Consider the following 25,000-nt stretch of genomic DNA (forward strand, 5'->3'; position numbering starts at 1 on the left):
CCCGCCGGAGACGAAACGAAACAGCCCGCCGGTACGCCCCGGCCGTAACCGGGGAAAGGGTCAACCGCCGCGCATCGCGCGGGTGAGGTCCCGCTCCAGGTCGTCGGTGAAGGCCGCGATCCCCTCCTCGGTCCCGCACACGTCGTCACCGTTGAGGCAGGCCCGCAGGTTCTTGCTCAGCACCCGGCTGACCTCGGTGTAGTACGGCCACCGGGGCCGGGCCCGCGCGGTCTCGACGGCCCGCAGCAGCATGGGGACCTGAGCGTCCGGCAGCCGGTGGACCACCCCGCCGTCCGCGTCGCCGACCCTGCAGCGGCCGGGGGAGCGATACACGCCGCGCAGGACGGGCGCGAAACCGCCGCAGTTGAACAGATCCCGCTGGTTGTCCTCGTCGATCAGGTGACGGATCAGGCTCAGCGCCGCCTCCCTCCGGGGCGAGCGGACGTCGATCGCCAGGCTCTGACCGCCCAGCACGCTCCGCCCGGGCCGCCCGTCCCCGGAGCCGGGCAGCGTCGTCACCGCGAACTTCAGCGAGCCGTCCGCGTTCCGCATCCGCTCGTTGTTGGCCAGGGTGGCGTAGGCGTACGGCCACAGCCGCATGAAGGCGACCCGACCGTCCTGGAACGCGGCGATGCTGTCGGCCTCGAAGTGGTCCAGGGCCCTGCGGTCGATCACCCCGCCGTCGTCGCCCATCAACCCGGTCAGCGTCCGCAGCAGCCGCCGCACCGGCGCGCGGTCGACGGTCACCCGCCCGTTGCGGTCGACGATGTCGCCCCCGGCCGCCCAGATCAGCTCCAGCGCGTTGACGGTCATGCCCTCGTAGTCGGCGAACTGGGGCGCGTACCCGCCGACGGGGTCGCCCTCCCGGGAGGAGCGCGGCGCGGCCGACCAACGCCACACGTCCTCCCAGGTCCGCGGGGGAGCGCCCACCAGGTCGGTGCGGTAGTAGAGCAGGGCGGCGTCGGTGTTGAACGGCACCGCCCAGAGCCCGCCGTCGTACCGGCCGGTGTCCAGCACGTTGGGCAGCACGTCCCCGGTGTCGACCTCCTCGGAGGAGATCGGCGCGATGTAGCCGCCCCGCGCGAACTCCGGGATCCACTGCGTGTCCAGGATGTAGACGTCGGCGGCCGGGCAGCCCTCCGACCGCGCCCACGCCAGGAGCTGGCTGTGCTGCTGGTCGGCCACCCCGGGCAGCTCGACCAGCTCGGCCTGCTCGGCCCCGGCCTCGGGGTTGCGCCAGGAGCGGATGATCGCGCGCTGCCGCTGGTCGACGCTCACGTCGCGGCCCCCCGCCACCCTGATCACCGGGTCGTTCCCGCAGTCCGGCTCACCGCCGGGGCGCAGCGGCCAGGCGGCCAGCCCCAGGAAGGCCACCAGCCCCGCCGCGACCGCCAGCCACAGGTTGTCCAGACGGACGCCGTCGGGGTGCACCGGGTCAGTCCTCCTTCCAGATGTCGGCGAACAGCTCGCCCGCGACCTGCCGGGGGCCGGACGACGGCCCGAAGTCCAGGCATCGCGAGCCGGGCGCGTCCGCCAGCAGGTCCTCCAGCCGCCGGTCGCATCCCCGCTCGCCCACCACGACCAGGTGGACGCGGGCGGCGCCGGGGGAGCGCAGCTCGTCCCGCAGCTCGGCCAGGTCGGCCCCGGCGTGCGGCCCGGCGTCGTCGCCGCCATCGGTCAGCACCACCAGGGACCCGTCGCCGGTCTCGCCGCGCAGCCTCCGCAGCCCTTCGGCGACGACATGGTGCAGCGGGGTGACCTCGCCCTCGGCCGCGAGACCCGACCCCTTCAGCCGGTCGCGGACGGCGGGCACCGCCCGGTCGCGCGGCGCCAGGTCCGCCAGGACGCTCGGATCGCGTCCGTCCCGTCCGCTGGGGAACGCCCACAGTCCCGCCTCGTCGTTGCGGCCCAGCCAGTCCAGCGACTCCCCGACGAGATCGCGGGCCCGGCCGATCGCGGTGCCGCCGGACACGGGGGCCTTCATCGACCCCGACCGGTCGACCGCGAACAGCACCGTGCGGGGGCGGCGCGTCGCGGCGATCTGCTCGCGGACCACCGCCAGCCGTCGCGCGTCCAGCGGTGTCGCCGCGCTCGGCTGCCCCGGCGGCCCGAAGCCCCGCCCCATCCGCGTCGCCCGGCCGGCCAGCCAGTCGCGGAACTCCTCGGCCAGCCGCTCCCGTTCGCCGTCCCGCTCGTCGTTCCAGGTGATCCGCACGAGGCTGTAGTCGAGCAGCGGGGCGGGGCGAGGGCGGACGAGGTCGAGCCACTGCACGGTGGTCTCGTCGGGGGCCAACTGGCGGGTGCACGCACCGCCGAGCGGCGCGCCCCTGGCGTAGGTGGCCAGGGAGTGCTCGGGCACGATCACCGCGATCTTGGCGGCGGGCTCCGCGGCGAGCCGCTCGCGGACCTCGCACAGCATCTCGTCGGCGTCGGTCAGCGTCAGGCCCGGCGGGCTCAGCTCCTGTTCGAGGCGGTGTCGTTCCCGGGCGTCGAGCCCCGGGCCGTACAGCGCCGTCGTCGCGACCACGGCCACGTCGCCGGTCTCCGGGTTGGGCCGCAGCAGCGTGACACCCTCCCGGCGCAGCCGGTCGACCGCCTCCTCCCAGCCCTCCGGGGACCAGTCCGCCCGTTCGAACCCCGCCGCCTTGGAGACCGCCAGCACCACGGGGGACACCATCCCGGCCGGGGTGATCTCCCGGTGGGCGCCCAGCACGCCCCAGCGGGTGGCGTGCTCGGCCACGGCCCGCGAGGAGGCCAGCCAGAGATCGGGGCGCGGCCCGACGGTCGCCAGCGCCGACCGCTCCGCGTTGTCGTTCTGCCAGCCGTTGACGAACGCGTCGGTGAGCGGCTTGAGGGGCGGGGCGCGGAACACCGTCACGTGGACGGGCCGGCAGCGCACCCCCTCGGCCCGCTCGGCGGCGAACGCGTCGGCCTGCCCGCGCACGACCCGCAGCGTCTCGGCGGCGGCCATCACCCGCAGTTCGGCCGGCGGCGGACAGGGCGACAGCCGGGTCCGGCTCCAGCCGGCCAGCGACCAGCCGCTGAACACCACCGCCGCGCCCGTGATCATCGCGGCGACGCCGGGACCGTACCGGCGCAGCCCCCGCCGCAGGGCCCGCAGGACGGGACCGGGCTCGGGCAGCAGCAGCAGGAACTCCTGGAACAGCACGGCGGCGGTGATCACGGCGGTGGCGATCAGCCAGTGGACCCGGATCACGCCCTGGTCGATCCACACCGACATCAGCACCAGCGGCAGCACCACCAGCGTCGGCACGCCGGACGGGCGGCCCCGGCGCCCCCGTCGGGGTCGCTCGTCCGCCATGCCGACCCCCTTGGCCGCTCGGGCGCGCTCTGGTTGGAAGGTTACGAGTGTGTTCCCACGGTCCTGCGGACACCAGTCTCCGGGGGGAGAGGTGACCTGTTCCGGCCGCGCCGCATCACGATCCGGGAACGGCACGAGTGACTGGAGTCACATCGCCGGGTCCTCTATGTAACCTTTGGGCCCGATGCCGGTCCTTGCCCGGAACAGGACGGTGATGAGCGTGCGCCATACGGTCGGCTTTCTGCTCGGGGTGCTGCTGACCCCCGCGCTCGTCTACGGCCTGGCCTGGTCGTACGGGCAGGCGGCGGGCTCCTTCGACCCGGTGGCCCGGGAGATCACCGACAGCACCCGGCTGTACGGGGGTGTGGCGCTCATGGGGGCGGTGGGCCTGGTCATCGGGATCGTGGTGATCGCCCGGTGGGCGTCCCCGCTGGTCTCGCTGATCCCGGCGGTCACCCTGGTGGCCTGGACGGCGTACTTCCTGGCCGATCCCGACGGGGCCCTCGCGCTGCCCGCGGACCTGCCCCCGGCCGGCTTCCTGGACCGGACGATGGACAGCGGGCTGCGGATCCTGCTCGGCTCCGGCGTCTTCGCGCTGCTCGGCCTCCTGCTGCTGGTGCCGATGGGGACCCCGCGCCGCTGGGCGGGCGGCCGCGCCCCGGACGAGGGCCGGTACGAGGACGACGACCATCCCGCCCCGCCCGGACGCCGTCGCCAGCCGGAGTACTTCTGAGTTCCGCGCCGACACCGACCCCGCCCCGCTAACCGGCCGGCTCCGCCGCGATCAGGCCGCCATCCCGGTAGAGGCGGGTGACGACGTCCTCGATGTCGGGCTCGCGGAGCGCGATGTCGGCGATCTCGGCGCGGTCGGCGAGCGCGGCCACCACCGCCGCGGCGTTCGTTCCGCGCGGCACCCGAAGCCACTGCCGGGGGCCCTCCACCCGTTCGACCGCCACCCCCGGCAGCTCCACCGGGGGCGCGGGGCGGACCAGGTCGACCACCAGCACCCGGTCGGCGGCCACCTCGGCGCGCAGGCGCTCCAGGTCCCCGTCGTAGGCGAGCCGCCCATGGTCGATGATCATCACCCGGCGGCACAGCCGTTCGATGTCGCCCAGGTCGTGGGTGGTGAGCAGGATCGTGGTGCCGCGCTCGACGTTGACCCGTTCGAGGAAGCCCCGCACGGTCGCCTTGCTCACCACGTCCAGGCCGATGGTCGGCTCGTCCAGCACCAGGATCGGCGGATCGTGCAGCAGCGCCGCCGCCAGGTCGCCGCGCATCCGCTGGCCCAGGCTCAACTGCCGGACCGGGGTCCCCAGGAAGGGACCCAGGTCCAGCAGGTCGGTCAGCTCCGCCAGCCGGGCCCGGTGGTCGCGGGCGTCCACCCGGTACAGGTGCCGGATCAGCGTGAGGCTGTCGCGCAGCGGCAGGTCCCACCACAGGGTCGTGCGCTGCCCGAAGACCACGCCGATGCGCCGGGCCAGGGCGGTGCGCCGCCGGGACGGATCCAGCCCGTCCATCCGGACCGTTCCGGAGCCGGGCGACAGGATGCCGGTCAGCATCTTGATCGTGGTGGACTTGCCCGCCCCGTTCGGCCCCAGATAGCCGACGAACTCCCCGGGCGCGACCGTGAAGGAGATGCCGTCCACCGCCCGCACGGTCGTCCGGCGGCGACGCAGCCCGCCCGCGCGGGATCGGACGGTGAACGACTTGCGGATGTCGGTGACCTCGATCATCGTCAGCTCCCGGTCGATCGGTAGTGGCGCAGCCCGGACCGCCAGGCCGCCGCGGCCACCCCGCACAGCAGCACGGCGACGACGGGCGAGGCGAACCGCAGCCCCGAGGGCAGCCCCAGCGGGTCGGGGCGGTCGAGCACGTACAGGCCCGGCTGCCAGTTCACGAAGGCCAGCGGGATCACGAACGTCATCCCGCGCACGAACTCGCGGGCGTACATGGACATCGGGTACTGGGTCAGGAAGGCGCCGCCGTAGGTCACCGACTTCGTGGCGGCGTGCACGTCGATGAGCACGAACTGCACCGAGGCGGTCAGCACCCACAGCGCCGCGAAGATCACCGCCCCGGACGTGAGCATCACGGGCACCATCACCACCCGGCCCACGGTCCAGTCCACCTCCAGCCGGGGCAGCACGTACGCCAGCACCACGAGGGCGGGCAGCAGCCTGGCGATCCGGCGGGGCGAGAAGTCCTCGGTGGCGATCTGGATCAACGGGCTCACCGGACGCACCAGCATCGTGTCCAAAGTGCCCATCCGCACGTGCTCGCCCAACCGCTCGGTGCTGCCCAGCAGCACGTCGGCCACTACGAACGACAACGCCGACGTGCCGTACAGGAACAGCACCTCGGACGCGGTGAACCCGGCGATGCGCGGAGCGTGGGCGAACAGCAGCATGATGCCCGCCAGGTCCAGCGCGGTCACCGCCGCCGAGGCCAGCCCCAGCAGCACCATCGAGACCGGGTACTGCGCCGCCGCCCGGATCCACGTCCACGCCAGCAGCCCGTACAGCCGGAACGTGTCAGCCACCGTGGATCACCAGCCTCCGGCGCGCCGCCGAGGTCAGCACCCGACCGGCGCCCAGCAGCACCACCGCCCACATCGCCTGGAACCCGTAGGCCGCGAGCAGACCCGCGCCCCGGTACTCGCCCAGGAAGACGTCGGCCGGCACCTGGATCAGCGCCGCCCACGGCAGGGCCTGGGCCAGGGTGCCCAGCCACCCCGGGAACGCCACCAGCGGCAGGATCATCCCCGAGAAGAACATCGACAGCACCAGCGCCACCGCCTGCAGGCCCCGGTCGTCGTGCAGCCAGAACATCGCCATGGCCACCAGGTAGCGCAGCCCGAACCCGGTGATCACCGCCAGGGCCACCGACACCGCGAAGGCCGCCCACCCGGCCGCGCCCGGCAGCCGCAGGTCGAAGGCCAACGCCCCGGCCACCATCGGGAGCCCGCCGCGCAGCAGGAGCGTGCAGGCCCCCCGGCCCAGGTCGTCGGCCAGCCACCAGCCCTGCAGGTCGACCGGTCGGTGCAGGTCGATGGCCACGTCGCCGGACCTGATCCGCTGGGTCAGCTCCAACCCGCCGAAGACCTGGACCGGCCCGATGAGGGCCTGGGTGATGAAGCAGAAGGTCACCGCGTCGGCCGCGTCATAGCCGCCGAGCGAGGGACGGGCCGCCCACAGCGCCAGCACGATCCAGGCGCGCACGAACCCGAACAGCGTGTTGGTCACGGCCTCGGCGATCGTGCCGAGCGGATAGGCGGCATGACGGCGGAAGGCGTAGGCCGCCACCCACGGATAGACGCTCACTGTCGGCGACCCTAGGAGCGGCCCGGGGAGCGATCCATGCCGGATGACACAGACGGCTTGACGAGAACGGCGAAGGACCCCCCGGACGCCGGAGCGTCCGAGGGGTCCTTCACACGGCCTGGACCAGGTTCTCGATCAGTGAGCCTTGTCGAAGAACTGCTCGTCCTCGGTGGAGCCCTTGAGCGCCGTGGTGGACGAGTTCGGCGCGATGGCCGTGCTGACCAGGTCGAAGTAGCCGGTGCCGACCTCGCGCTGGTGGCGCGTGGCGGTGTAGCCGCGCTCCTCGGAGGCGAACTCCGCCTCCTGCAGCTCGACGTAGGCGCTCATGCCGTCGCGGGCGTAGCCGTGCGCCAGGTCGAACATCGAGTAGTTGAGGGCGTGGAAGCCCGCCAGCGTGATGAACTGGAACTTGAAGCCCATGTGGCCCAGTTCCTTCTGGAACTTGGCGATGGTGGCGTCGTCCAGGTGCTTCTTCCAGTTGAAGGAAGGCGAGCAGTTGTACGACAGCATCTGGTCCGGGTACTCGGCCTTGACGGCCTCCGCGAACTTGCGGGCCAGCTCCAGGTCCGGGGTGCCGGTCTCCATCCAGATGAGGTCGGAGTACGGCGCGTAGGCCAGGGCGCGGGAGATGCAGGGCTCGATGCCGTTGCGGACCCGGTAGAAGCCCTCGGCGGTGCGCTCGCCGGTCACGAACTCGCGGTCGCGCTCGTCCACGTCCGTGGTGATCAGGGTCGCGGCCTCGGCGTCGGTCCGCGCGATGATCAGGGAGGGGACGTTGGAGACGTCGGCGGCGAGGCGGGCCGCGTTGAGCGTCTTGATGTGCTGGCTGGTCGGGATGAGGACCTTGCCGCCCAGGTGACCGCACTTCTTCTCGGAGGCGAGCTGGTCCTCCCAGTGCACGCCGGCGGCGCCGGAGGCGATCATGCCCTTCATCAGCTCGAAGGCGTTGAGCACGCCACCGAAGCCGGCCTCGGCGTCGGCCACGATCGGGGCCAGCCAGTGGGTGTCGCCCTTGCCCTCCGACCACTGGATCTGGTCGGCGCGCAGCAGCGCGTTGTTGATGCGGCGGACGACGGCCGGCACCGAGTTGGCCGGGTAGATGCTCTGGTCCGGGTAGGTCTGGCCCGCCAGGTTGGCGTCACCGGCGACCTGCCAGCCGGACAGGTAGATGGCCTTGAGGCCGGCCTTGATCTGCTGGACCGCCTGGTTGCCCGTCAGCGCGCCGAGGGCGTGGACGTAGTCCTCCTCGTGCAGGAGCTTCCACAGACGCTCGGCGCCGAGGCGGGCCAGGGTGTACTCCTCCTGGACCGAGCCCCGGAGCTTCACGACGTCCTCCGCCGTGTAGGTCCGCTCGATACCGTTCCAGCGGGGGTCGGTGTCCCACTGGCGCTGCAGCTCTTCGGCTGCGCCCTTGAGGCGACTTTCAGTCATGTCGATGCCCTTCTGGTGTCGTCCCCTGGGTGCTTGCGTCCGAGTGTGCCCCGAGATCACCCCCTGGATGTACCCCTGGGTAGCGAAAGATCTGCAGAAGTTTCTGTACGATGAACCCGTGGCGACCTTGCGAACAGAAGAACCACTGAACTTGTCGAGTGACGTAGATCTCGTGACGTTCGGGCAACGTCTCCGTCATCTCCGGCGCGCTCGCGGTATGACGCTCTCGGACCTGGGGGCCAGGGTCGGGCGGGCCCCGTCCCAGCTCTCGCTGCTGGAGAACGGTCGGCGCGAGCCCAAGCTGTCGCTGCTCCAGTCGCTGGCCGCCGCGCTGGAGGTGCCGGTCGAGGAACTGCTGCGCCGCCAGCCCCCCAGTCGCCGCGCCCAGCTCGAGATCGCGTTGGAGGAGGCCCAGCGCGACCCGTTGTACCAGTCGCTCGGCCTGTCGTACCTCAAGGTCGGCAAGCGCATGCCCAACGACGTGATCGAGCACATCCTCGCCCTGTACGACGAGCTCAAGCGCAGCCGCACCAAGCCCACGGCCAGCCCGGAGGAGGCCCGCAAGGCCAACGCCGAGCTCCGCCGCCAGATGCACGAGCGCGGCAACTACTTCGGCGAGATCGAGCAGGTGGCGTCCCGGACGCTGGGCGCGATCGGCTACCGCGGCGGCGCGGTCTCCCAGGGCATGCTGATGTCCCTGGTCGCGCACTTCGGCTTCGACCTGCGGTACGTCCAGGACCTGCCGCGTTCGGTGCGTTCCATCACCGACCTGCGCAACCGGCGGATCTACCTGGAGCGCGAGCAGCTCGGGATGCACACGCCCCGCACGATCCTGATGCAGACGCTCGGGCACATCGCCCTCGACCACGACGTGCCCCGCGACTTCGCCGACTTCCTGCGCCAACGGGTCGAGGCCAACTACTTCGGCGCGGCCACGCTGATGCCGGAGTCGGCCGTGGTGCCCTACCTGCAGGAGGCCAAGGCCGCCCGCGAGCTGTCGGTGGAGGACCTGGCCGACGTGTTCTCGGTCTCGTACGAGATGGCCGCGCACCGCTTCACCAACATGGCCACCCACCATCTGGGCCTGCAGTTGCACTTCACCAAGAACGACGAGAGCGGCACGATCTACAAGGCGTACGCCAACGACGGGCTGATCTTCCCGCAGGACTCCGACGGGGCGATCGAGGGCCAGCGGATGTGCCGCCAGTGGGCGGGCCGGAACGTGTTCGGGGCGGCCGACCGCTTCTCGGTCTACTACCAGTACACCGACACCCCCAACGGGACGTACTGGTGCCTGTCGCACGTCGACCCGAGCCACGATCGGGACTTCGCCATCACGCTGGGCGTCCGCTTCGAGGACTCCCGCTGGTTCCGCGGCCGGGAGGCCACCAACCGGGTCCGGTCGGCCTGCCCGGACGGCGACTGCTGCCAGCGCCCGCCCGCCGAGCTGGCGCAGCGGTGGGACGGGATGGCCTGGCCGTCCGCCCGGGCCCACTCGCACGTCCTGTCGGTGCTGCCGCCCGGCGCGTTCCCCGGCGTCGACGACGCCGACGTCTACGCCTTCCTGGACCGCCACGCGCAAGGGCGGTAACCGGTGTGTTGTGCGGTTGTTAACTCTTTGGGACGAATGGGCTGGAGCGTTCCTGCAGGTACCGGCTCCGCGGTGATCTGGGTTTCCTTGAGGGAGGTCGTTCACCTGCGGAGGGAGTACGCGTGCTGACTGAGGCCACCATGTGGATGCGTCGCCGGACGAGCGCGGCGGCGGACTGGCCCGTGGAGATGCTCCTCGGGGCGAAGCAGGCGCGGACCGGCCTCGGGGCCGGCGACGGGCGGATCAGCGTGGTGCTGCCCGCCCGCAACGAGGAGGAGACGGTCGGCGTCATCGTCGACGCCATCCGTCGCGAACTGGTGGAACGGGTGCCGCTGGTCGACGAGATCGTGGTCGTCGACTCGCGGTCGACCGACCGCACGGCCGAGGTCGCCGCGGCGGCCGGGGCCGAGGTGGTCGCCCAGGACGCGGTGCTGGCGGACCTGCCCCCGATGTCGGGCAAGGGCGAGGCGCTGTGGAAGTCGCTGGCCGCCACCACCGGGGAGTTCGTCGTCTTCGTCGACGCCGACCTGCGGAACTTCGCCCCGCATTTCGTGACCGGGCTGCTGGGCCCGCTGCTCACCGACCCGACGGTCGGCTATGTGAAGGGTTGCTACGACCGGCCCCTGATGACGGGCGGGACCCGCGTGGACGGCGCGGGCGGCCGGGTCACCGAGTTGGTCGCCCGACCGCTGATCAACCTGCACTGGCCGGCGCTGGCCGGGGTGATCCAGCCGTTGGGTGGCGAGTACGCCGGCCGCCGCGCGCTGCTGGAGCGGCTGCCCTTCGTCACCGGGTACGGCGTTGAGCTGGGTCTGCTGCTGGACGTCTTCCAGGACTCCGGGCTGGACGCGCTGGCCCAGGTGGACCTCGGGGACCGGGTGCACTCGCACCAGTCCACCGAGGCGCTGGCGGCCATGTCCGGCCAGATCATGCTGACCGCCTGGAGTCGGCTGCAGCGGCACGGCCGGATGCTGCCGCTGGAGCCGCCGGGCACCGCGCTGGCCTGGTTCCAGCGCAGCGGCACGGGCCATGACCTGCGCGTCAACGATGTGGGGGTGCAGGAGCGCCCCCCGATGATCGGCGTGCCCGGATATGCCGGGACGGGCCGTTCCGTGGTGTCCTGAGCCACTCCGTGGCCTCCGTCCAGGTGGCCACGGAGTGTGACCCTCGCCACCGTGTTACCACGGGTAACCCCCTTTGTCCCCGAGGGTGCTACCGTTGGTAACACCAGGTGTTGGAGAAAGGGTCAATAACCATGACGAGCAGCGAGTCGACGCCCTTCTCGCTTGAACTCAGCGAGGACGTCGCCGAGGTCCAGCAGTGGGTCCACGAGTTCGCCAAGGATGTGATCCGCCCGGCGGCCGAGGAATGGGACGAGCGGGAGGAGACTCCCTGGCCCATCCTCCAGGAGGCCGCCAAGGTCGGGCTGTACTCCCTGGACTTCATCGCCACCCAGTGGCTGGAGCCCACCGGGCTCGGCATCCCGGTGACGGTCGAGGAGCTGTTCTGGGGCGACGCGGGCATCGCGCTCGCCATCATGGGCACCGGCCTGGCCGCCGCCTCGGTGGCCGCGGTCGGCACCGACGAGCAGGTCATGGAGTGGGTGCCGCAGATGTACGGCACCTCCGACGAGATCAAGCTCGGCGCGTTCTGCGCCTCCGAGCCCGACGCCGGCAGTGACGTGGGCTCCATCCGCACCCGCGCGGTCTACGACGAGGCCAGCGATGAGTGGGTGCTCAACGGCACCAAGACGTGGGCCACCAACGGCGGCATCGCCGACATCCACGTGGTCGTCGCCTCCGTGCACCCGGAGCTGGGCAGCCGCGGCCAGGCGAGCTTCATCATCCCGCCGAACACGCCGGGTCTGAAGCAGGGCCAGAAGTTCAAGAAGCACGGCATCCGCGCCTCCCACACCGCCGAGGTCATCCTCGACAACGTGCGCCTCCCCGCCCGCCTGATCGTCGGCGGCAAGGAGAAGTTCGACGAGCGCATCGCCCGCGTCCGCGAGGGCAAGCGCGCCAAGAGCCAGGCCGCGCTGAAGACCTTCGAGGCCACCCGGCCCACCGTGGGCGCGATGGGGCTGGGCGTGGGCCGCGCCGCCTACGAGTACGCCCTGCAGTACGCCCAGGAGCGCGAGCAGTTCGGCCGCAAGATCGGCGACTTCCAGGCGATCGCGTTCAAGCTGGCCGACATGAAGACCCAGCTCGACGCGGCCCGCCTGCTGGTGTGGCGGGCGGCCTGGATGGCCCGCAACGGCAAGGACTTCGCCAACGCCGAGGGCTCCATGGCGAAGCTGTACGCCAGCGAGATGTCGGTGCGCGTCACCGAGGAGGCCATCCAGATCCTCGGCGGCAACGGCTACACCCGGGACTACCCGGTGGAGCGGATGCACCGCGACTCCAAGATCTTCACGATCTTCGAGGGCACGAGCGAGATCCAGCGCCTGGTCATCGGGCGCACGGTGACCGGCCTGCCGGTCCGCTGACCGTCGGGCGAGGGGCACCCGCCCGTCTTTTCGGGCGGGTGCCCCTCGCGCCGGGCGGGAACGGTGCATGATCGGTTTGTCATCCGATGCCACACGGAGGGGCGCCGCCGGGCACCGGATTGACGCAGACTGACAAGGAGCGTTCCCATGCTGAGCCGAACCCCGTGCGGAGCGGGTGATGACCGCACGTGACCCCGACCGGCGGCGCGCCCTCCTGGAGGCCGCCGACCAGGTCATCAGACGGGAGGGGCCGGGAGCCTCGATGGCGGCCATCGCCGCCGAGGCCGGGATCAGTAAGCCGATCCTCTACCGCCACTTCGGGGACAAGTCCGGGCTCTACCAGGCGCTGGCCGAGCGGCACACCCGGCGGCTGATCGAGGCCGTCCAGGCCGAGTTCACCGGGACCGGCTCGATCCGCGACCGGACCCGGTCGACCATCGACAGCTACCTCACGCAGATCTTCCAGAACCCGCAGCTCTACCGGTTCCTGATGCACCGGGCCAGCGCGGAGGACGCCGCCACGCACAGCGCGATGAGCACGATGATCCGCGGGCTCAGCCAGGAGCTGGCCAAGGTGATGATGGCCGAGGCCGAACTGGCCGACCCCACGCCCGCCCATGTCTGGGCGCACGCGGTGATCGGCATGGTGCAGACCTCCGGCGACTGGTGGCTGGACCATCCGGAGGTCCCCCGGGAGGCCGTGGTGGACTCCCTCGCCGACCTGATCCTCGACGGCCTGCCCGCCGCCTCGGCCAACATGGTCGGCAGCCTGTTCAGCGACTGAGCGGTTCGGACCCTCCGGGCGCCCGGTCGTCGTCCTCCTCCCCGGAGACGGCGAGCAGCGCGCCCATGACCGCCGTCCCGCACAGGCAGAGGACGCCCACGGCCAGCGCCCAGCCGGACCCGACGACGACGGTCAGGACGACCCCCGCCACGAGGAGCCCGAGGGCCACCATCGCGGGCGGCCCGGAGCCGCGCGCCGTGATCGCGACGGGTGCGACGGGCTCGGCCGGGGCGCCGCGCTCGCCGCCGAAGTCCAACCGCCCGCGGAGGAACAGCCGGAACAGCAGGAGCAGCGACGGAACGAGCAGGACGGCGCCGACCGCGACGGAGACGACGATGGCGATCAGTGTCGAACGCCCGGCGGCGGCCTGCTCGACGGTGAGGCCGGTCAGGAGGCGGGGCCGCTGGGCGACCGCCCAGCCGGCCACGAGCGCCGCGACCGCGAGCGCGGCCGAGGCGCGCGACGCCTCGAAGCGGTCGCGTCCCACCAGGAAGAAGGTGGCCAGCCCGGCGACGGCCGACACGGCGACCATGAGGAGCCCGAGCCCGCCGGTGAGCCCGTCCCACAGCGGCCGGGCGTCCGCGCGCAGGACGAACAGACCGGCGACGGCCAGCGCCCCGGTGACGACGCCCGACGCCAGGGCGCGCACCCGGAAGTCGTGCTCGAGGTCGGGCTCGCCCATCCGGCGTGCGTCGGCGGACAGGTAGACCGCGGCCAGATAGGCCGAGACGGCGACCGCGAGCGTCCCGACCAGGATCGACGTGGGATTGAGCCAGCTCGTGACCAGGTCGCCCGCGGCGTTGCCGACGGGCACGCGATCGGAGGCGATCGCCCCCGCGACGGCGCCCAGGGCGAACGGCGTCAGCACCGACGAGAGCGCGAAGACGTCGTCGATGGCGCGCCGGCCGGGCTGCGCGTCGAGCGTCCCCCGCAGCGCGTACGCGGTGCCGCGCAGGATGATCCCGACCGCGGCGAGGAACAGCGGCACCACCAGCGTGGAGGCGATCGAGGCGAACGCGACCGGGTAGGCGGTCCAGCAGACCACCAGCACGAAGATCAGCCAAACGTGGTTGGCCTCCCAGACGGGGCCCATGGCGTGGCGGGCGTGGTCCTGGGTCGCGGCCCGGCTCGCCCGTCCGCCGCCGGGGACGAGCGTCCAGACGCCCGCGCCGAAGTCGGCCCCGGCGAGCACCGTGTAGGCGGCGACGCCGACGAGGGCGAAGACGATCGGGGTCTCGGCGAGCATGTCCGTCTCCTAGGGCCGAGGCGGCGCGGGCCGCTGTGCGTCGGCCTCCAGCGGGACGCGGCTGAACCGGTGGAGCAGCCACGCCACGGCGCCCGCCAGACCGAGGTAGACGACCACCAGCGTCCCGAGGCCGATGGGGACCCCGCGGGCGCCGGTGACCGCCTGCGCCGTGCGCATCACCCCGTACACCACCCAGGGCTGCCGGCCGACCTCGGTGGCCGTCCAGCCGGCGATCAGCGCCACGACGGACAGCGGCCCGGCGACGACCACCGCGCGATGGAACCACGGCGATGTGGGCAGCCGTCTCCGCCGGAAGCGCACGTACAGGTAGACGACGCCGAGCAGCGCGAGCAGCATCCCGATCCCGACCATGGCCTGGAACGAGTAGCGGACGACGTTGACCGGCGGCCGGTCGGCCGGCGGCACCGTGTGCAGGCCCTCCACGCGTGCGTCGGGATCGTGGTAGGCGAGCAGGGACAGCATGCGGGGGATCGCGATCCCGTACCTGACCTCGTCGCCGTCGTACCAGCCGCCCAGGTGCTCGGGCGCGCCGTTCGTCGTCCGCCCGACCCCCTCCAGCGCGGCGAGCTTCATCGGCTGCCGCTGCGCGACCTCACGCGCCGCCCAGTCCCCGAGGGCGATCTGCAGGGGGGCGGCGACCGTCGCGACCGACAGCGCGATCGTCAGCGCCGCCCGTTCATAGCGGCCCCGCCGTCCGCGCAGGAAGCCCCAGGAATAGAAACCGGCGACCACGAAGCCCGCGACGATGAAGGCCGCGAAGTACATGTGGACGAATTCGTGCCAGAAGAAGGAATTGGCGAACAGCGCCGACCACGGCTCCACGTCCACGGCCCGTCCATCCCGGATCGCGAACCCGGACGGATTGTTCATCCACCCGTTGACCGTGATGACGAAGAGCGCCCCCGTCAGGCCCGCGACGCTCACCACGACACCCGTCAGCAGATGCAGCCTCGGCGCCATCCGGTCCCAGCCGTAGACGTAGATCGCGCCGAAGATGGCCTCCAGGAAGAACGAGAAGCCCTCCAGCGCGAACGCGAGGCCGAACACGTTCCCGAAACTCGCCGTGAACGCCGGCCACAGCAGTCCGAACTCGAAACTGAGGATCGTGCCCGTGACGACACCCACCGCGAACAGCGTGATCATCACCTTCGACCAACGCCGGGCCAGGGCCCGATAGGCGGGGTCGCCGGTGCGCAGATGGAGCCACTCGGTGAACACGACCATCACCGGGAACGCGATGCCGAAACAGACGAGCGGAATGTGCACGACGAACGACAGCGCCTGCATCTGTCGGGCCTGGAGGAGGTGGTCCTGCTCCACCGGCGGGAAATCGCCGTCGTGGACGCCGAGCAGGCCGTCGGCCACGGATAAGGCGTCGATGATCATGTGTACCGTTTCTCCCGGAAGCACCCGTGGCCCGCCCCGCTCGGCCGACGGCAGTCCGGATCTACCCAACGACCGCCGATCTCTCACCTGGTGGGCCGGGTGACGCGGCGCCGGGAGGGTTGGCGGACGCATGGCGATCGCCTGAACATTTCCCGCGGTGCGCCGGGAATGCTGTCGGCGTCGATCGATGCGCGGCCTGCCGGGGAAGGGCGGAACGTCATGAACGGTTCGGGCGACGGACGGCGGCGGCCGGAACCGAGTGTCGGCGCCGTGCCGAAGAAGGCGCCGAAGTCCCGCCCCTATCACCATCCGGCCGCCGGTTGGGGCGCGGCCAAGGCCGTGACGGGGTTCCTGCTGCGCGAGGACGAGGCGGTCGAGGGCGCGCGCGGCATGCTGCGGATGAATCACGAGGACGGCGGTTTCGACTGCCCCGGGTGCGCGTGGCCGGACACCAAGGGGCTGCGCTTGGACGTCTGCGAGAACGGCATCAAGCACGCCACATGGGAGATGACCGGCAAACGGGTGGATCGGGGGTTCTTCGCCGCGCATTCGGTGTCGGAACTGTTCGAGTGGAGCGATTTCGCGCTGGAGGATCAGGGCCGGCTGACCGAGCCGATGGCCTACGACCCCGATTCCGACCATTACGTCCCGATCTCCTGGGAGGACGCGTTCGAGGTCTTCGGCCGCGCGATACGCGACCTGGACGACCCGAACAGGGCGTCGTTCTACACCTCCGGAAGGCTCGGCAACGAGGCCACCTTCCTCTACCAGTTGATGGTCCGTGAGATCGGCACGAACAACCTGCCCGACTGCTCGAACATGTGCCACGAGGCCAGCGGCCGCGCCCTGCACGCGTCGCTGGGGACCGGCAAGGGCACCGCGGACCTCGAGGACTGGGAGACCGCCGACGCGCTGTTCATCATGGGCGTCAACGCCGCGTCCAACGCCCCCCGGATGCTCACGACCCTCGCGCGGGCCCATCGGCGCGGTGCCCGGATCGTCCACGTCAACCCGCTGATCGAGGCGGGCGCCACCCGCACCATCATCCCGCACGAGTTCCTGCAGATGGCCCTCTTCCACCCGACACCCACCAGCACCCTGAACCTGCAACCGCGCGTCGCCGGGGACATGGCGCTGATGCGCGGCATCGCCAAGGCGACGCTGGAGATGGCCCGCACCGACCCGAAGGCGGTGGACGAGAAGTTCATCGAGCGTCACACCGTGGGCTTCGAGGAGTACAAGGCCGTCTGCGAGGCCACCTCATGGGAGGAGCTCGAGCACCAGTCGGGGGTCGGGCGTTCCGAGATCCTGGAGGCGGCCCGCGTGTATCGGGGCGCCGACCGCACCATCATGAGCTGGTCCGTGGGCCTCACCCAGCACGAGCACGGCGTCGACACCATCCGCGAGATCGTCAACGTGCTGCTGTTGCGCGGGAACCTCGGACGGGAGGGGGCCGGGCCGTCCCCGGTGCGCGGGCACAGCAACGTCCAGGGCAACCGCACGTGCGGGATCGACAACCGGCCGCCGCGGGAGTTCCTCGATCGTCTCGCGGAGGTCTGCGGGATCGACCCGCCCCGCGACGACGGCCTGAACGTCGTCGGCACGATCGAGGCGATGCGTCGCGGCGAGGTCAGGGTGCTCGTCGGCATGGGCGGCAACTTCGCCCTCGCCACGCCCGACACCCCCTACACCTACGCGGCGCTGCGTGAGTGCGACCTGACCGTCCACGTCAGCACGAAGCTGAACCGCAGCCACCTCGTCCACGGCCGGCGGGCGCTGATCCTTCCGTGCGTGGGGCGCACCGAGAAGGACGTGCAACGCGGCGGGCTGCAGCGCATCTCGGTCGAGGACTCGATGGCCATGGTCCACCTGTCGCAGGGCATGAGGCCGCCCGCTTCGCCGCGCCTGCGGTCGGAGCCCGCGATCATCGCGGGCATGGCCCGCGCCGCCCTCCCCGACAGCCGCACCCCCTGGGAGTGGTACGTGGAGGACTACGACCGCATCCGCGACACGATGGCCGAGGTCCTGGACGGCTTCGAGGACTTCAACCGGCGGGTCCGCCTGCCGATGGGCTTCCGCATCAGGCAGCCCGCCCGTGAGCTGATCTTTCTCACCCCGTCCGGACGCGCCGAGTTCTCCGCCGCGGACCTGCCCGACGCCGTCCCCCCGCCCGGCACGCTCGTCCTGGGCACCATGCGCTCCCACGACCAGTGGAACACCACCATCTACGCCGACGACGACCGTTACCGCGGCATCGAGAACCTGCGCACCCTCGTCTTCATGAACGAGGACGACATGCGCGAGCGCGGCATCGGCGAGTTCGACCCGGTCGACATCACCAGCACCGCGAAGGACGGCTCCACCCGTTCCCTCAACGGGTTCCTCGCCGTCGCCCACGACATCCCGCGCGGCTGCGCGGCGGGCTACATGCCCGAGATGAACGTCCTCGTCGCGATCGGCGACTACAGCGTCCAGAGCGACCAGCCGCTCATGAAGCACCTCAAGGTCACCATCGATCCCGCCGGAGCCGTCACGGACTGACGCCCACCAGGTGCGCGTGGACGATCAGATTGTCGCGGTAGGACCGTTCGCGCCGGTCGTACGCGCCGCCGCAGGTGACCAGCCGCAGACCCGCGTACCGGACCGACCCGTACACCCGCCGGGCCGGGAACCCGGTCTTGCGCACCCGCTCGGTGGCGTCGACCCGGAACCGCGCGACCGTCCGGTCGCGGCGCGGCACCAGGACCACGTCGCCGCGCCGCACCCCGCCGAGCCGATGGAACGCGGCGGGCCCCCGGAGATCGTCGTAGTGGCCGAGCAGGACCGCCGAGCCCCGGGATCCGGGGGCGGGCCCGTGCCGGTACCAGCCCACCAGTTCCGCTCGGCGCAGCGGGGGGACCTCGACGGTGCCGTCGGGATTCTTGCCGACCTCCATCACGGACGCCCGGACGCCGAGCCGGGGGATCTCGACGCGGACGGGATCGGAGGCGGGCAGCGACGCGCCGTCGGGGATGTGCCAGAGCGCGCGGGGCCCGTCGTACCGCCGCTCGGGCGGCCGGTCGTCCGAGCCGCGGGTCCCGCCCGCCGCGACGGCGACCAGCACGGCGAGGCCGATCGCGGTCAGGGCCCGACCGCCGCTAGGCACCGCCACGTCTGCGGGCCCGGACCAGCAGGGCGGCGCCGACCGCCGCCCCGAGGAGCAGAGCCGGGGCCGCGAACGCCGGGAGGCCGTCGCCTTCCGGTTCGGCGGCGGCCCGCGCCGCCCCGCCCCCGCCCGTTTGCGGACCGCCGTGCGGGTGGCCGCCGTGGTGGTGCCTGCGCCACAGGCTCTTGACATGGAACATCTCGGTGCGCGAGTCCTTGGACGGCGTGCAGACGACCGTCACCGTGTAGTCGCGCGACCGGGTGTACCGGACGGTGGCGGCGATGTCGTACCCGCCTCGGGCGTCCAGTTTCACGATCCCGGCGCGGAGCGCGCGGCTCTTGAGCTCCATCCCCGTGTCGCCGGGCCGGTCGCACGCCCCGCTGACGGTCACCGTCTCGCCGGGCATGGCGCCCCCGGGCTCGATCCGGACCCCGTCGGCCAGCGCCGGCTGCGCGACGCAGAACAGGGCCGCACCGGTGCAGGCGGCGATCGTCGTGGCGCGCACGTTCCCCCCGTTCGGCTCACCGGGCGGCGGCCCCCGCCGTGCCGCCCGGCGTGCTGCATTCCCCGGCGGGTCGCGGATCAAGGCCGGTGTCGGTGATCTTTGCGCACTCTTGGCGCTTCCCCCGGCCGCCGGGCCCGGACGTTCCCGCCTCGACCCGCCCCGGCATGAGGTAACCTGTGCCTCACCATGCGAACCTCAGGACACCAGTGGTGGTGGCGCCGCTAAGGCGGCGCCGGTTCGTTCACGTCCGACACCAGCGACCGCCCTCACCCGGTGGTCGTTCCCGTTTTTCGGCGCCGGGCGAGGGCCCTGACAACGAGGGGCCACCACGGTGGAGACCGACGCACAGCGACCGCAGACCGCCGAGTACCTGACCGCCGGGGGCGTGCGGGTGCTCCGGACGGCCACGCCGGTCGATCCCGAACGCAAGTCCGAGGTGCTCGACACGCTCGTGGCCTCGGTGGGGGAGCGGCGCGGCGGCGTCCTGAGCTCCGGCATGGAGTATCCCGGCCGCTACAGCCGCTGGCACATGGCCTACGTCGACCCCTGCGTGGAGGTCGTCGCCCGGGGACGGCGGGTCGCCGTCCGCGCCCTCAACGAGCGCGGCGCGGTGGTGCTGCCCGCGATGGCCGCCGCCGTGCGCGACGTCGGCGAGGTCGTCCGGGACGAGCCCGGCGCGGTGTTCGAGGTGTTCGTGCCGCCCGCCGAGGAGTTCTTCACCGAGGAGGAGCGCAGCCGCCAGCCCACCGTCTTCACCGCGCTGCGCGCCCTGATCGACCTGTTCCGCTGCGACGACCCCCATCTGGGCCTGTACGGCGCGTTCGGGTACGACCTGTCGCTGCAGTTCGAGCCGATGAGGCTGCACCACACCCGCCCCGACGAGCAGCGCGACCTGGTCCTGCACCTGGCCGACGAGCTGACCGTGGTCGACCGCAAGCGGGAGACCTCGCACCGGATGTCGTACGAGTTCGTCCTCGGCGACGCCACCACGGAGGGCCTGCCGCGCGCCACCGAGCCGACCCCGGTCGCGGCCGCCGCCGAGCTGCCGGCACAGCCGGTGCCCGGCGTGTACGCGCAGATGGTCCGGGACGCCAAGCAGAAGTTCATCGACGGCGACCTGTTCGAGGTGACCCCCGGGCACGCCATGTACGCCCGCTGCGACTCCCCGGTGGCCTTCTTCGAACGGCTCCGCGAGACCAACCCGGCCCCGTACGAGTTCATGTTCAACCTCGGTGAGGGGGAGTACCTCGTCGGGGCCTCCCCGGAGATGTTCGTCCGGGTGAGCGGCGACCGGGTGGAGACCTGCCCCATCGCCGGGACCATCCGGCGCGGCGCGGACGCCCTGGAGGACGCCGAGCAGATCCGCACCATCCTGGTCTCGACCAAGGACGAGTCCGAGCTGACCATGTGCACCGACGTGGACCGCAACGACAAGGCGCGGGTCTGCGTACCCGGCAGCGTCAAGGTGATCGGCCGCCGGCAGATCGAGCTGTACTCGCGGCTGATCCACACCGTCGACCACATCGAGGGCCGGCTGCGCCCCGGCTTCGACGCCCTGGACGCCTTCCTCACCCACATGTGGGCCGTCACCGTCACCGGCGCCCCCAAGACGTGGGCGATGCAGTTCATCGAGGAGCACGAGGACTCCCCGCGCCGCTGGTACGGGGGGGCGGTCGGCTGCCTGGGCTTCGACGGCTCGATGAACACCGGTCTCACCCTGCGCACCGCCCAGATCCGCGACGGCGTCGCCACCGTCCGCGCCGGGGCCACCCTGCTGTACGACTCCGACCCCGACGAGGAGGAGCGCGAGACCCACCTGAAGGCCAGCGCCCTGCTCCGCGCCCTGGCCGGGGACGACGCGCCCGCCCTGGCCGCGGACGACGCGTCCGGGGACCGGCCCGGCGAGGGTCTCAAGGTCGTGCTGGTCGACCATGAGGACTCCTTCGTCAACACCCTGGCCGACTACTTCCGCCAGCAGGGGGCCGAGGTCGTCACGCTGCGGCATGGCTTCCCCGAGCGCCTGCTGGACGAGCTGGCGCCCGACCTGGTGGTCCTGTCGCCCGGCCCCGGCCGCCCGGAGGACTTCGCCACCGCGGCCCTGCTGGACACCCTGGCCGCCCGCGACCTGCCGGTCTTCGGGGTCTGCCTGGGGCTGCAGGCCATGGTGGAGCACGCCGGCGGGGAACTGGCCCTGCTGCCCGAGCCGTGGCACGGCAAGCCGGGCCGGGTCAAGGTCGCCGGGGGCCGCCTGTTCGAGGGCCTGCCCGACGAGTTCACCGCGGCCCGCTACCACTCCCTGCACGCCACGCCCGACCGGGTGCGCGGCTTCCAGGTGACGGCCCTGCTCGACGACGTGGTCATGGCGATCGAGGATCCCGCCGCCCGCCGCTGGGCCGTCCAGTTCCACCCGGAGTCGATCCTCACCGCCCGCGACCGCGCCGGCCACCGCGTCATCGCCAACGTCCTCCGCCTCTGCCGGGAGGCGGGCGTCTGATCTCCCGAGGGAAGGGACGACCTCGGCTTGGGATGTGTTTGAAGAGGGATATGCCGGGCATTTCGGGAGCCTGAATCAAGGCCCCCGACGAAAGAAGGCATCTCTTGTACATGCTGCTCTGGCTGATCGCCGTCGTCCTGGTGGTCGCGGGGATCTATGTCATCGTGGCCCGCCGCGACCTGCTGTGGGGGATCGTGCTGATCGTCGTCGGTCTGCTGGTCGGACCCGGTGGCGTGAGCATCTTCGGATGACGGCGCGGAAAAGACGTCGGCCCTCCCGTCCTTCGCAGGAAGGACCGGAGGGCCGGGTCCATTCCGATGTCAACGCGCGGTGATGCGGACGCGGGTGTCGTGGTAAACGGCGCCGCCGCCCATATCGGAATCGCGTTCGTCGACGAGCGCGTTCGCATTGGCGCCCCCGGAGTGCTTCGGCCAATGGCCCTTCGTGGTGGCCGCCACCCCCGGGCGGACGGAGTCGTTCACCTCCGCGACGGCGTCGAGGGAGCCGCGGTCGTTGGACACCCGCACCAACTGCCCGTCGACGATCCCGAGCGCGGCCGCGTCGTCCGGGTGGACGACCACCCTGGGGCCGCCGGCCCGGCGGCGCAGTTCGGGGTCGTCGGCGAACATGGTGTTGAGGAAGTGATGGGACGCGGAGGAGATCAGGGAGAGCGGGTGGCGCCGGGCCCGTTCGAGGTCGGGCCCCTCGGCGGGCGGGACGTAACCGGCCACCGGGTCGTGCCCGGCCATCGCGGCGCGGCGGGAGACGAACTCCAGCCGACCCGACGGCGTCGGGAAGCCCTCGGCGAACGGCGTGAACGGGGTGGGGACCGCGAGCCGGGCGAAGCCCTCCTTGCGGAGCCGGTCGAGGGTGATCCCGGCCAGCCGCTCGTGGCCTGAGCCGAGCGCCTGCTCGGCCAGCTCCTCGTCGGAGTCGTACAGGCTCGGCTCGGTGAGCCCGAGCCGCCGGGCCAGCCTGCGGAACGTCTCGGTGGTGGACAGGCACTCCCCGGGCGGAGCCACCGCCGGCTCGTTCCAGGCCAGGTAGAGGTGGCCGTAGCCGTTGTGCAGGTCGGCGTGCTCGTGCTGCATGGTGGCGGGCAGGACGATGTCGGCGTGGTCGGCCGTGTCGGTGAGGAAGTGCTCCATCACGACGGTGAACAGGTCCTCCCGCGCCAGCCCGGCGCGGACCCTGGACTGATGGGGCGCGCTCGCGGCCGGGTTGGCGGCGATGACGAACAGCGCCTTGACCGGCGGGTCGTCCACGTCCAGCAGGCCCTCGCCGAGACGGGTCATCGACAGCCGGCGCGTGCGGACGGGCCGCAGGTCGTCGCGGAACAGCGCCCCTCGGTCGATCGGGAAGTGATCATCGGTGGAGTACGACAGACCGCCGCCCGGCAGCGCCCAGTCGCCGGTCACGCCCGGCAGGCAGGCGAGGGTGCGCAGCGCGGCGCCGCCCCCCGCGTGCCGCTGCAGGCCCATGGCGGTGCGAACGGCGGTGGGCCGGGTGCGGGCGATCCGCTCCCCGAGCGCGACGATGGCGCTCTCGGGAACGCCGGTGATCTCCGCCGCCCGGTGCGGGGGGAACCGCGCGACGCGTTCGCGGAACTCGTCCCAGCCGAGGGTGTGCTCGGCGAGGTACGCGCGGTCCTCGGCGCCGAGCCCCACGATCACGTTCATCAGTCCGAGGGCGAGCGCGGCGTCGGTCCCGGGCAGGGGCGCGAGGTGCTCGTCCGCCTGCCGGGCGGTACGGGTCCGGATGGGGTCGATCGCCACCACGCGGGCCCCGTCGCGGCGGGCGTCCTGGACGAACTTCCACAGGTGATGGCCGCTGGTGAGGGTGTTGGTGCCCCACAGGATGATGAGTTTGGACAGCGCGAGCGTCTCAGGGTCGATGCCCGCCGAGGTGCCCGTCGCGTAGAACAGCCCGTGGCCCCCCGCGATCGAGCAGATCGAGGGATGGTGCCGCGACGCCCCCAGCACGTTGAACAGGCGCTGACCCGCCTGCCCGTTCATGCCCTGGATCCAGCCGAGGCTGCCGGTGCCCCAGTACGGCCAGATCGCCTCGCCGCCGTGCTCCTCGACGATCCGCCCGAGCCGGTCGGCGATCTCGTCGAGGGCCTCGTCCCAGGTGATCCGCGCGAACCGGCCCTCGCCCTTGCGGCCCGTCCGTCGCAGCGGATGCAGGACGCGGTCGGGGGAGTGGGCCCGTTCCAGCCAGCGGTTGACCTTGGTGCACAGCGCGCCACGGGTGAACGGGTGCTCCCGATGGCCGCGCAGCCGCGTCGCCCGGCCGTCCTCGACGGTGACCTCCCACGAGCAGGTGTCCGGGCAGTCGAGGGGGCAGGCGCCCAGCACCTTCAGCGGACGGGCCATCGGGTCACCGCGCCGGGCTCATGAGCGTTCTCATGGGACGGACCTTACTCGGCGGGGCGGTACCCAGACCCCCGGGGGTATGGGTACCGTTGACCAGGTGAAAAGCGTCGAACCCGAAGTTTTCCTGGTCGCCAAGCCCGAGCTGGACTATGACGAGGTCGCCCGGTACCTCCAGGACGTGGGCGGCGAGAGCTGGCTCGAACGGTTCGACCGCGGTGACCTCGACAGAGAGCTCAACGACCCGCAGAACCTCGCCGAGTTCGCCGGACGGCTGTGCTACCGGTCGTGGGAGCCCGGTCTGAACCCGAACGTCACCCGGGTCCGCACCGACCAGGACCAGTACCTGCAGAACATCCTGCGCAGCATGCACGGCTCGGTGCTCGAGCACGTGAGCTTCAGCTTCGTGCTGCACAACGTCAGCCGGGTGGCCACCCACGAACTCGTGCGTCACCGGCCGGGTGTGGCCATCTCCCAGGAGTCGCTGCGTTTCGTGCGGCTCCAGGACATCCCCTTCTGGTTCCCCGAGTGGGCGCGGGAGGACCCCGAGCTGATGAAGCGGGCCACCGCCCTCCTGGAGCAGATGGAGGAGTTCCAGGGCTGGATGGCGGCCCGCTTCGGCCTCGACGACGAGGGCGTGCCGTTCTCGGAGAAGAAGCACAAGACCTCGTTCATGCGGCGGTTCGCGCCCGAGGGCGTGGCCACCGGTCTCGTCTGGACGGCCAACGTGCGGACGCTGCGCCACACCATCGAGTCCCGCACCGCCCCCGGGGCGGAGGAGGAGATCCGCGTCCTCTTCCACCGGATCGGCGAGCTGATGCGGCGGGAGGCCCCCGCGCTCTTCGGCGACTACACCGTCGAGGACGGCGCGTGGATGCCGCGGTGGCGCAAGGTCTGA

At 72.0% G+C, this 25,000-nt stretch carries 20 protein-coding genes; 9 read left to right on the top strand and 11 right to left on the bottom strand.

From position 1 onward, the window contains the following. Window positions 1-60 precede the first annotated feature (60 nt). Together DFJ69_RS27925 and DFJ69_RS27930 are read right to left on the bottom strand one after the other, a co-directional pair. Window positions 61-1,431, bottom strand: a complete 1,371-nt coding sequence (locus tag DFJ69_RS27925; protein WP_170177798.1) for an extracellular solute-binding protein — start codon at window positions 1,429-1,431, stop codon at window positions 61-63. A 4-nt stretch (window positions 1,432-1,435) separates the two neighbouring features. Further along, window positions 1,436-3,322 (bottom strand): vWA domain-containing protein, encoded by a 1,887-nt coding sequence (locus DFJ69_RS27930; RefSeq protein ID WP_116025331.1) that lies wholly within the window; start codon window positions 3,320-3,322, stop codon window positions 1,436-1,438. 214 nt (window positions 3,323-3,536) lie between these two features. On the opposite strand from DFJ69_RS27930, the gene DFJ69_RS27935 reads away from it, so the two are divergent. Further along, window positions 3,537-4,055 carry a hypothetical protein gene (locus tag DFJ69_RS27935; protein ID WP_211328813.1) on the top strand — a complete coding sequence of 173 codons (519 nt, stop codon included), beginning with the start codon at window positions 3,537-3,539 and terminating at the stop codon, window positions 4,053-4,055. Window positions 4,056-4,083: 28 nt separating this feature from the next. Here DFJ69_RS27935 and DFJ69_RS27940 read toward each other — a convergent pair whose 3' ends face one another. The 4 genes from DFJ69_RS27940 to aceA form a co-directional block, all read right to left on the bottom strand. Beyond that, window positions 4,084-5,055: an ABC transporter ATP-binding protein gene (locus DFJ69_RS27940; RefSeq protein WP_116025332.1), complete on the bottom strand. Its 972-nt coding sequence runs from the start codon at window positions 5,053-5,055 to the stop codon at window positions 4,084-4,086. A gap of 2 nt (window positions 5,056-5,057) precedes the next feature. Continuing rightward, window positions 5,058-5,861 carry an ABC transporter permease gene (locus tag DFJ69_RS27945; protein ID WP_116025333.1) on the bottom strand — a complete coding sequence of 268 codons (804 nt, stop codon included), beginning with the start codon at window positions 5,859-5,861 and terminating at the stop codon, window positions 5,058-5,060. After that, the gene (locus tag DFJ69_RS27950) at window positions 5,854-6,642 is read right to left on the bottom strand and encodes an ABC transporter permease (RefSeq protein ID WP_116025334.1); all 789 of its coding nucleotides are present in this window, start codon (window positions 6,640-6,642) and stop codon (window positions 5,854-5,856) included. Before DFJ69_RS27950 ends, DFJ69_RS27945 begins: the two co-directional genes overlap by 8 nt. A 135-nt stretch (window positions 6,643-6,777) precedes the next feature. Next, window positions 6,778-8,073: an isocitrate lyase gene (gene aceA, locus DFJ69_RS27955; protein ID WP_116025335.1), complete on the bottom strand. Its 1,296-nt coding sequence runs from the start codon at window positions 8,071-8,073 to the stop codon at window positions 6,778-6,780. Window positions 8,074-8,224: 151 nt separating this feature from the next. On the opposite strand from aceA, the gene DFJ69_RS27960 reads away from it, so the two are divergent. The 4 genes from DFJ69_RS27960 to DFJ69_RS27975 all read left to right on the top strand — a co-directional run bounded on the left by DFJ69_RS27960 (window position 8,225) and on the right by DFJ69_RS27975 (window position 12,933). Beyond that, window positions 8,225-9,664, top strand: a complete 1,440-nt coding sequence (locus DFJ69_RS27960; protein WP_116025336.1) for an XRE family transcriptional regulator — start codon at window positions 8,225-8,227, stop codon at window positions 9,662-9,664. 122 nt (window positions 9,665-9,786) lie between these two features. Next, complete coding sequence (locus DFJ69_RS27965) at window positions 9,787-10,788, top strand: glucosyl-3-phosphoglycerate synthase (protein ID WP_245974608.1); 1,002 nt, start codon at window positions 9,787-9,789, stop codon at window positions 10,786-10,788. A 131-nt stretch (window positions 10,789-10,919) separates the two neighbouring features. Beyond that, entirely contained in the window at window positions 10,920-12,149 is a 1,230-nt protein-coding gene (locus DFJ69_RS27970) for an acyl-CoA dehydrogenase family protein (RefSeq protein WP_116025337.1), read from the top strand. A 178-nt stretch (window positions 12,150-12,327) separates the two neighbouring features. After that, complete coding sequence (locus DFJ69_RS27975) at window positions 12,328-12,933, top strand: TetR family transcriptional regulator (RefSeq protein WP_116025338.1); 606 nt, start codon at window positions 12,328-12,330, stop codon at window positions 12,931-12,933. Here DFJ69_RS27975 and DFJ69_RS27980 read toward each other — a convergent pair. Both DFJ69_RS27980 and DFJ69_RS27985 read right to left on the bottom strand, forming a co-directional pair. Then, complete coding sequence (locus DFJ69_RS27980; RefSeq protein ID WP_116025339.1) at window positions 12,923-14,179, bottom strand: cytochrome d ubiquinol oxidase subunit II; 1,257 nt, start codon at window positions 14,177-14,179, stop codon at window positions 12,923-12,925. The two genes, DFJ69_RS27975 and DFJ69_RS27980, sit on opposite strands and share 11 nt — an antisense overlap. Window positions 14,180-14,188: 9 nt before the next feature. Further along, entirely contained in the window at window positions 14,189-15,586 is a 1,398-nt protein-coding gene (locus DFJ69_RS27985; protein ID WP_116025340.1) for a cytochrome ubiquinol oxidase subunit I, read from the bottom strand. A 270-nt stretch (window positions 15,587-15,856) separates the two neighbouring features. On the opposite strand from DFJ69_RS27985, the gene DFJ69_RS27990 reads away from it, so the two are divergent. Beyond that, window positions 15,857-18,127, top strand: a complete 2,271-nt coding sequence (locus tag DFJ69_RS27990; RefSeq protein WP_245974609.1) for an FdhF/YdeP family oxidoreductase — start codon at window positions 15,857-15,859, stop codon at window positions 18,125-18,127. Here the strand turns inward: DFJ69_RS27990 and DFJ69_RS27995 are convergent. Continuing rightward, on the bottom strand, window positions 18,117-18,737 hold the full coding sequence (locus DFJ69_RS27995; protein WP_245974610.1) for a class F sortase: 621 nt from the start codon (window positions 18,735-18,737) through the stop codon (window positions 18,117-18,119). The genes DFJ69_RS27990 and DFJ69_RS27995 overlap by 11 nt on opposite strands. Further along, window positions 18,724-19,236, bottom strand: a complete 513-nt coding sequence (locus DFJ69_RS35755) for a hypothetical protein (RefSeq protein ID WP_245974611.1) — start codon at window positions 19,234-19,236, stop codon at window positions 18,724-18,726. Before DFJ69_RS35755 ends, DFJ69_RS27995 begins: the two co-directional genes overlap by 14 nt. A gap of 331 nt (window positions 19,237-19,567) precedes the next feature. Here DFJ69_RS35755 and DFJ69_RS28000 point away from each other — a divergent pair, with 331 nt between their 5' ends. Both DFJ69_RS28000 and DFJ69_RS34510 read left to right on the top strand, forming a co-directional pair. After that, window positions 19,568-21,730, top strand: a complete 2,163-nt coding sequence (locus DFJ69_RS28000) for an anthranilate synthase component I (protein WP_116025343.1) — start codon at window positions 19,568-19,570, stop codon at window positions 21,728-21,730. A 104-nt stretch (window positions 21,731-21,834) separates the two neighbouring features. Next, entirely contained in the window at window positions 21,835-21,981 is a 147-nt protein-coding gene (locus DFJ69_RS34510) for a GPGG-motif small membrane protein (RefSeq protein ID WP_170177799.1), read from the top strand. Between the two features lie 69 nt (window positions 21,982-22,050). Here DFJ69_RS34510 and DFJ69_RS28005 read toward each other — a convergent pair whose 3' ends face one another. Continuing rightward, window positions 22,051-24,105: a molybdopterin-containing oxidoreductase family protein gene (locus DFJ69_RS28005; protein ID WP_116025344.1), complete on the bottom strand. Its 2,055-nt coding sequence runs from the start codon at window positions 24,103-24,105 to the stop codon at window positions 22,051-22,053. A 97-nt stretch (window positions 24,106-24,202) separates the two neighbouring features. Here DFJ69_RS28005 and thyX point away from each other — a divergent pair, with 97 nt between their 5' ends. Then, window positions 24,203-25,000 (top strand): FAD-dependent thymidylate synthase, encoded by a 798-nt coding sequence (thyX, locus tag DFJ69_RS28010; protein WP_116025345.1) that lies wholly within the window; start codon window positions 24,203-24,205, stop codon window positions 24,998-25,000.

Origin of the sequence: Thermomonospora umbrina, assembly GCF_003386555.1 — a bacterium.
Classification (GTDB): domain Bacteria; phylum Actinomycetota; class Actinomycetes; order Streptosporangiales; family Streptosporangiaceae; genus Thermomonospora; species Thermomonospora umbrina.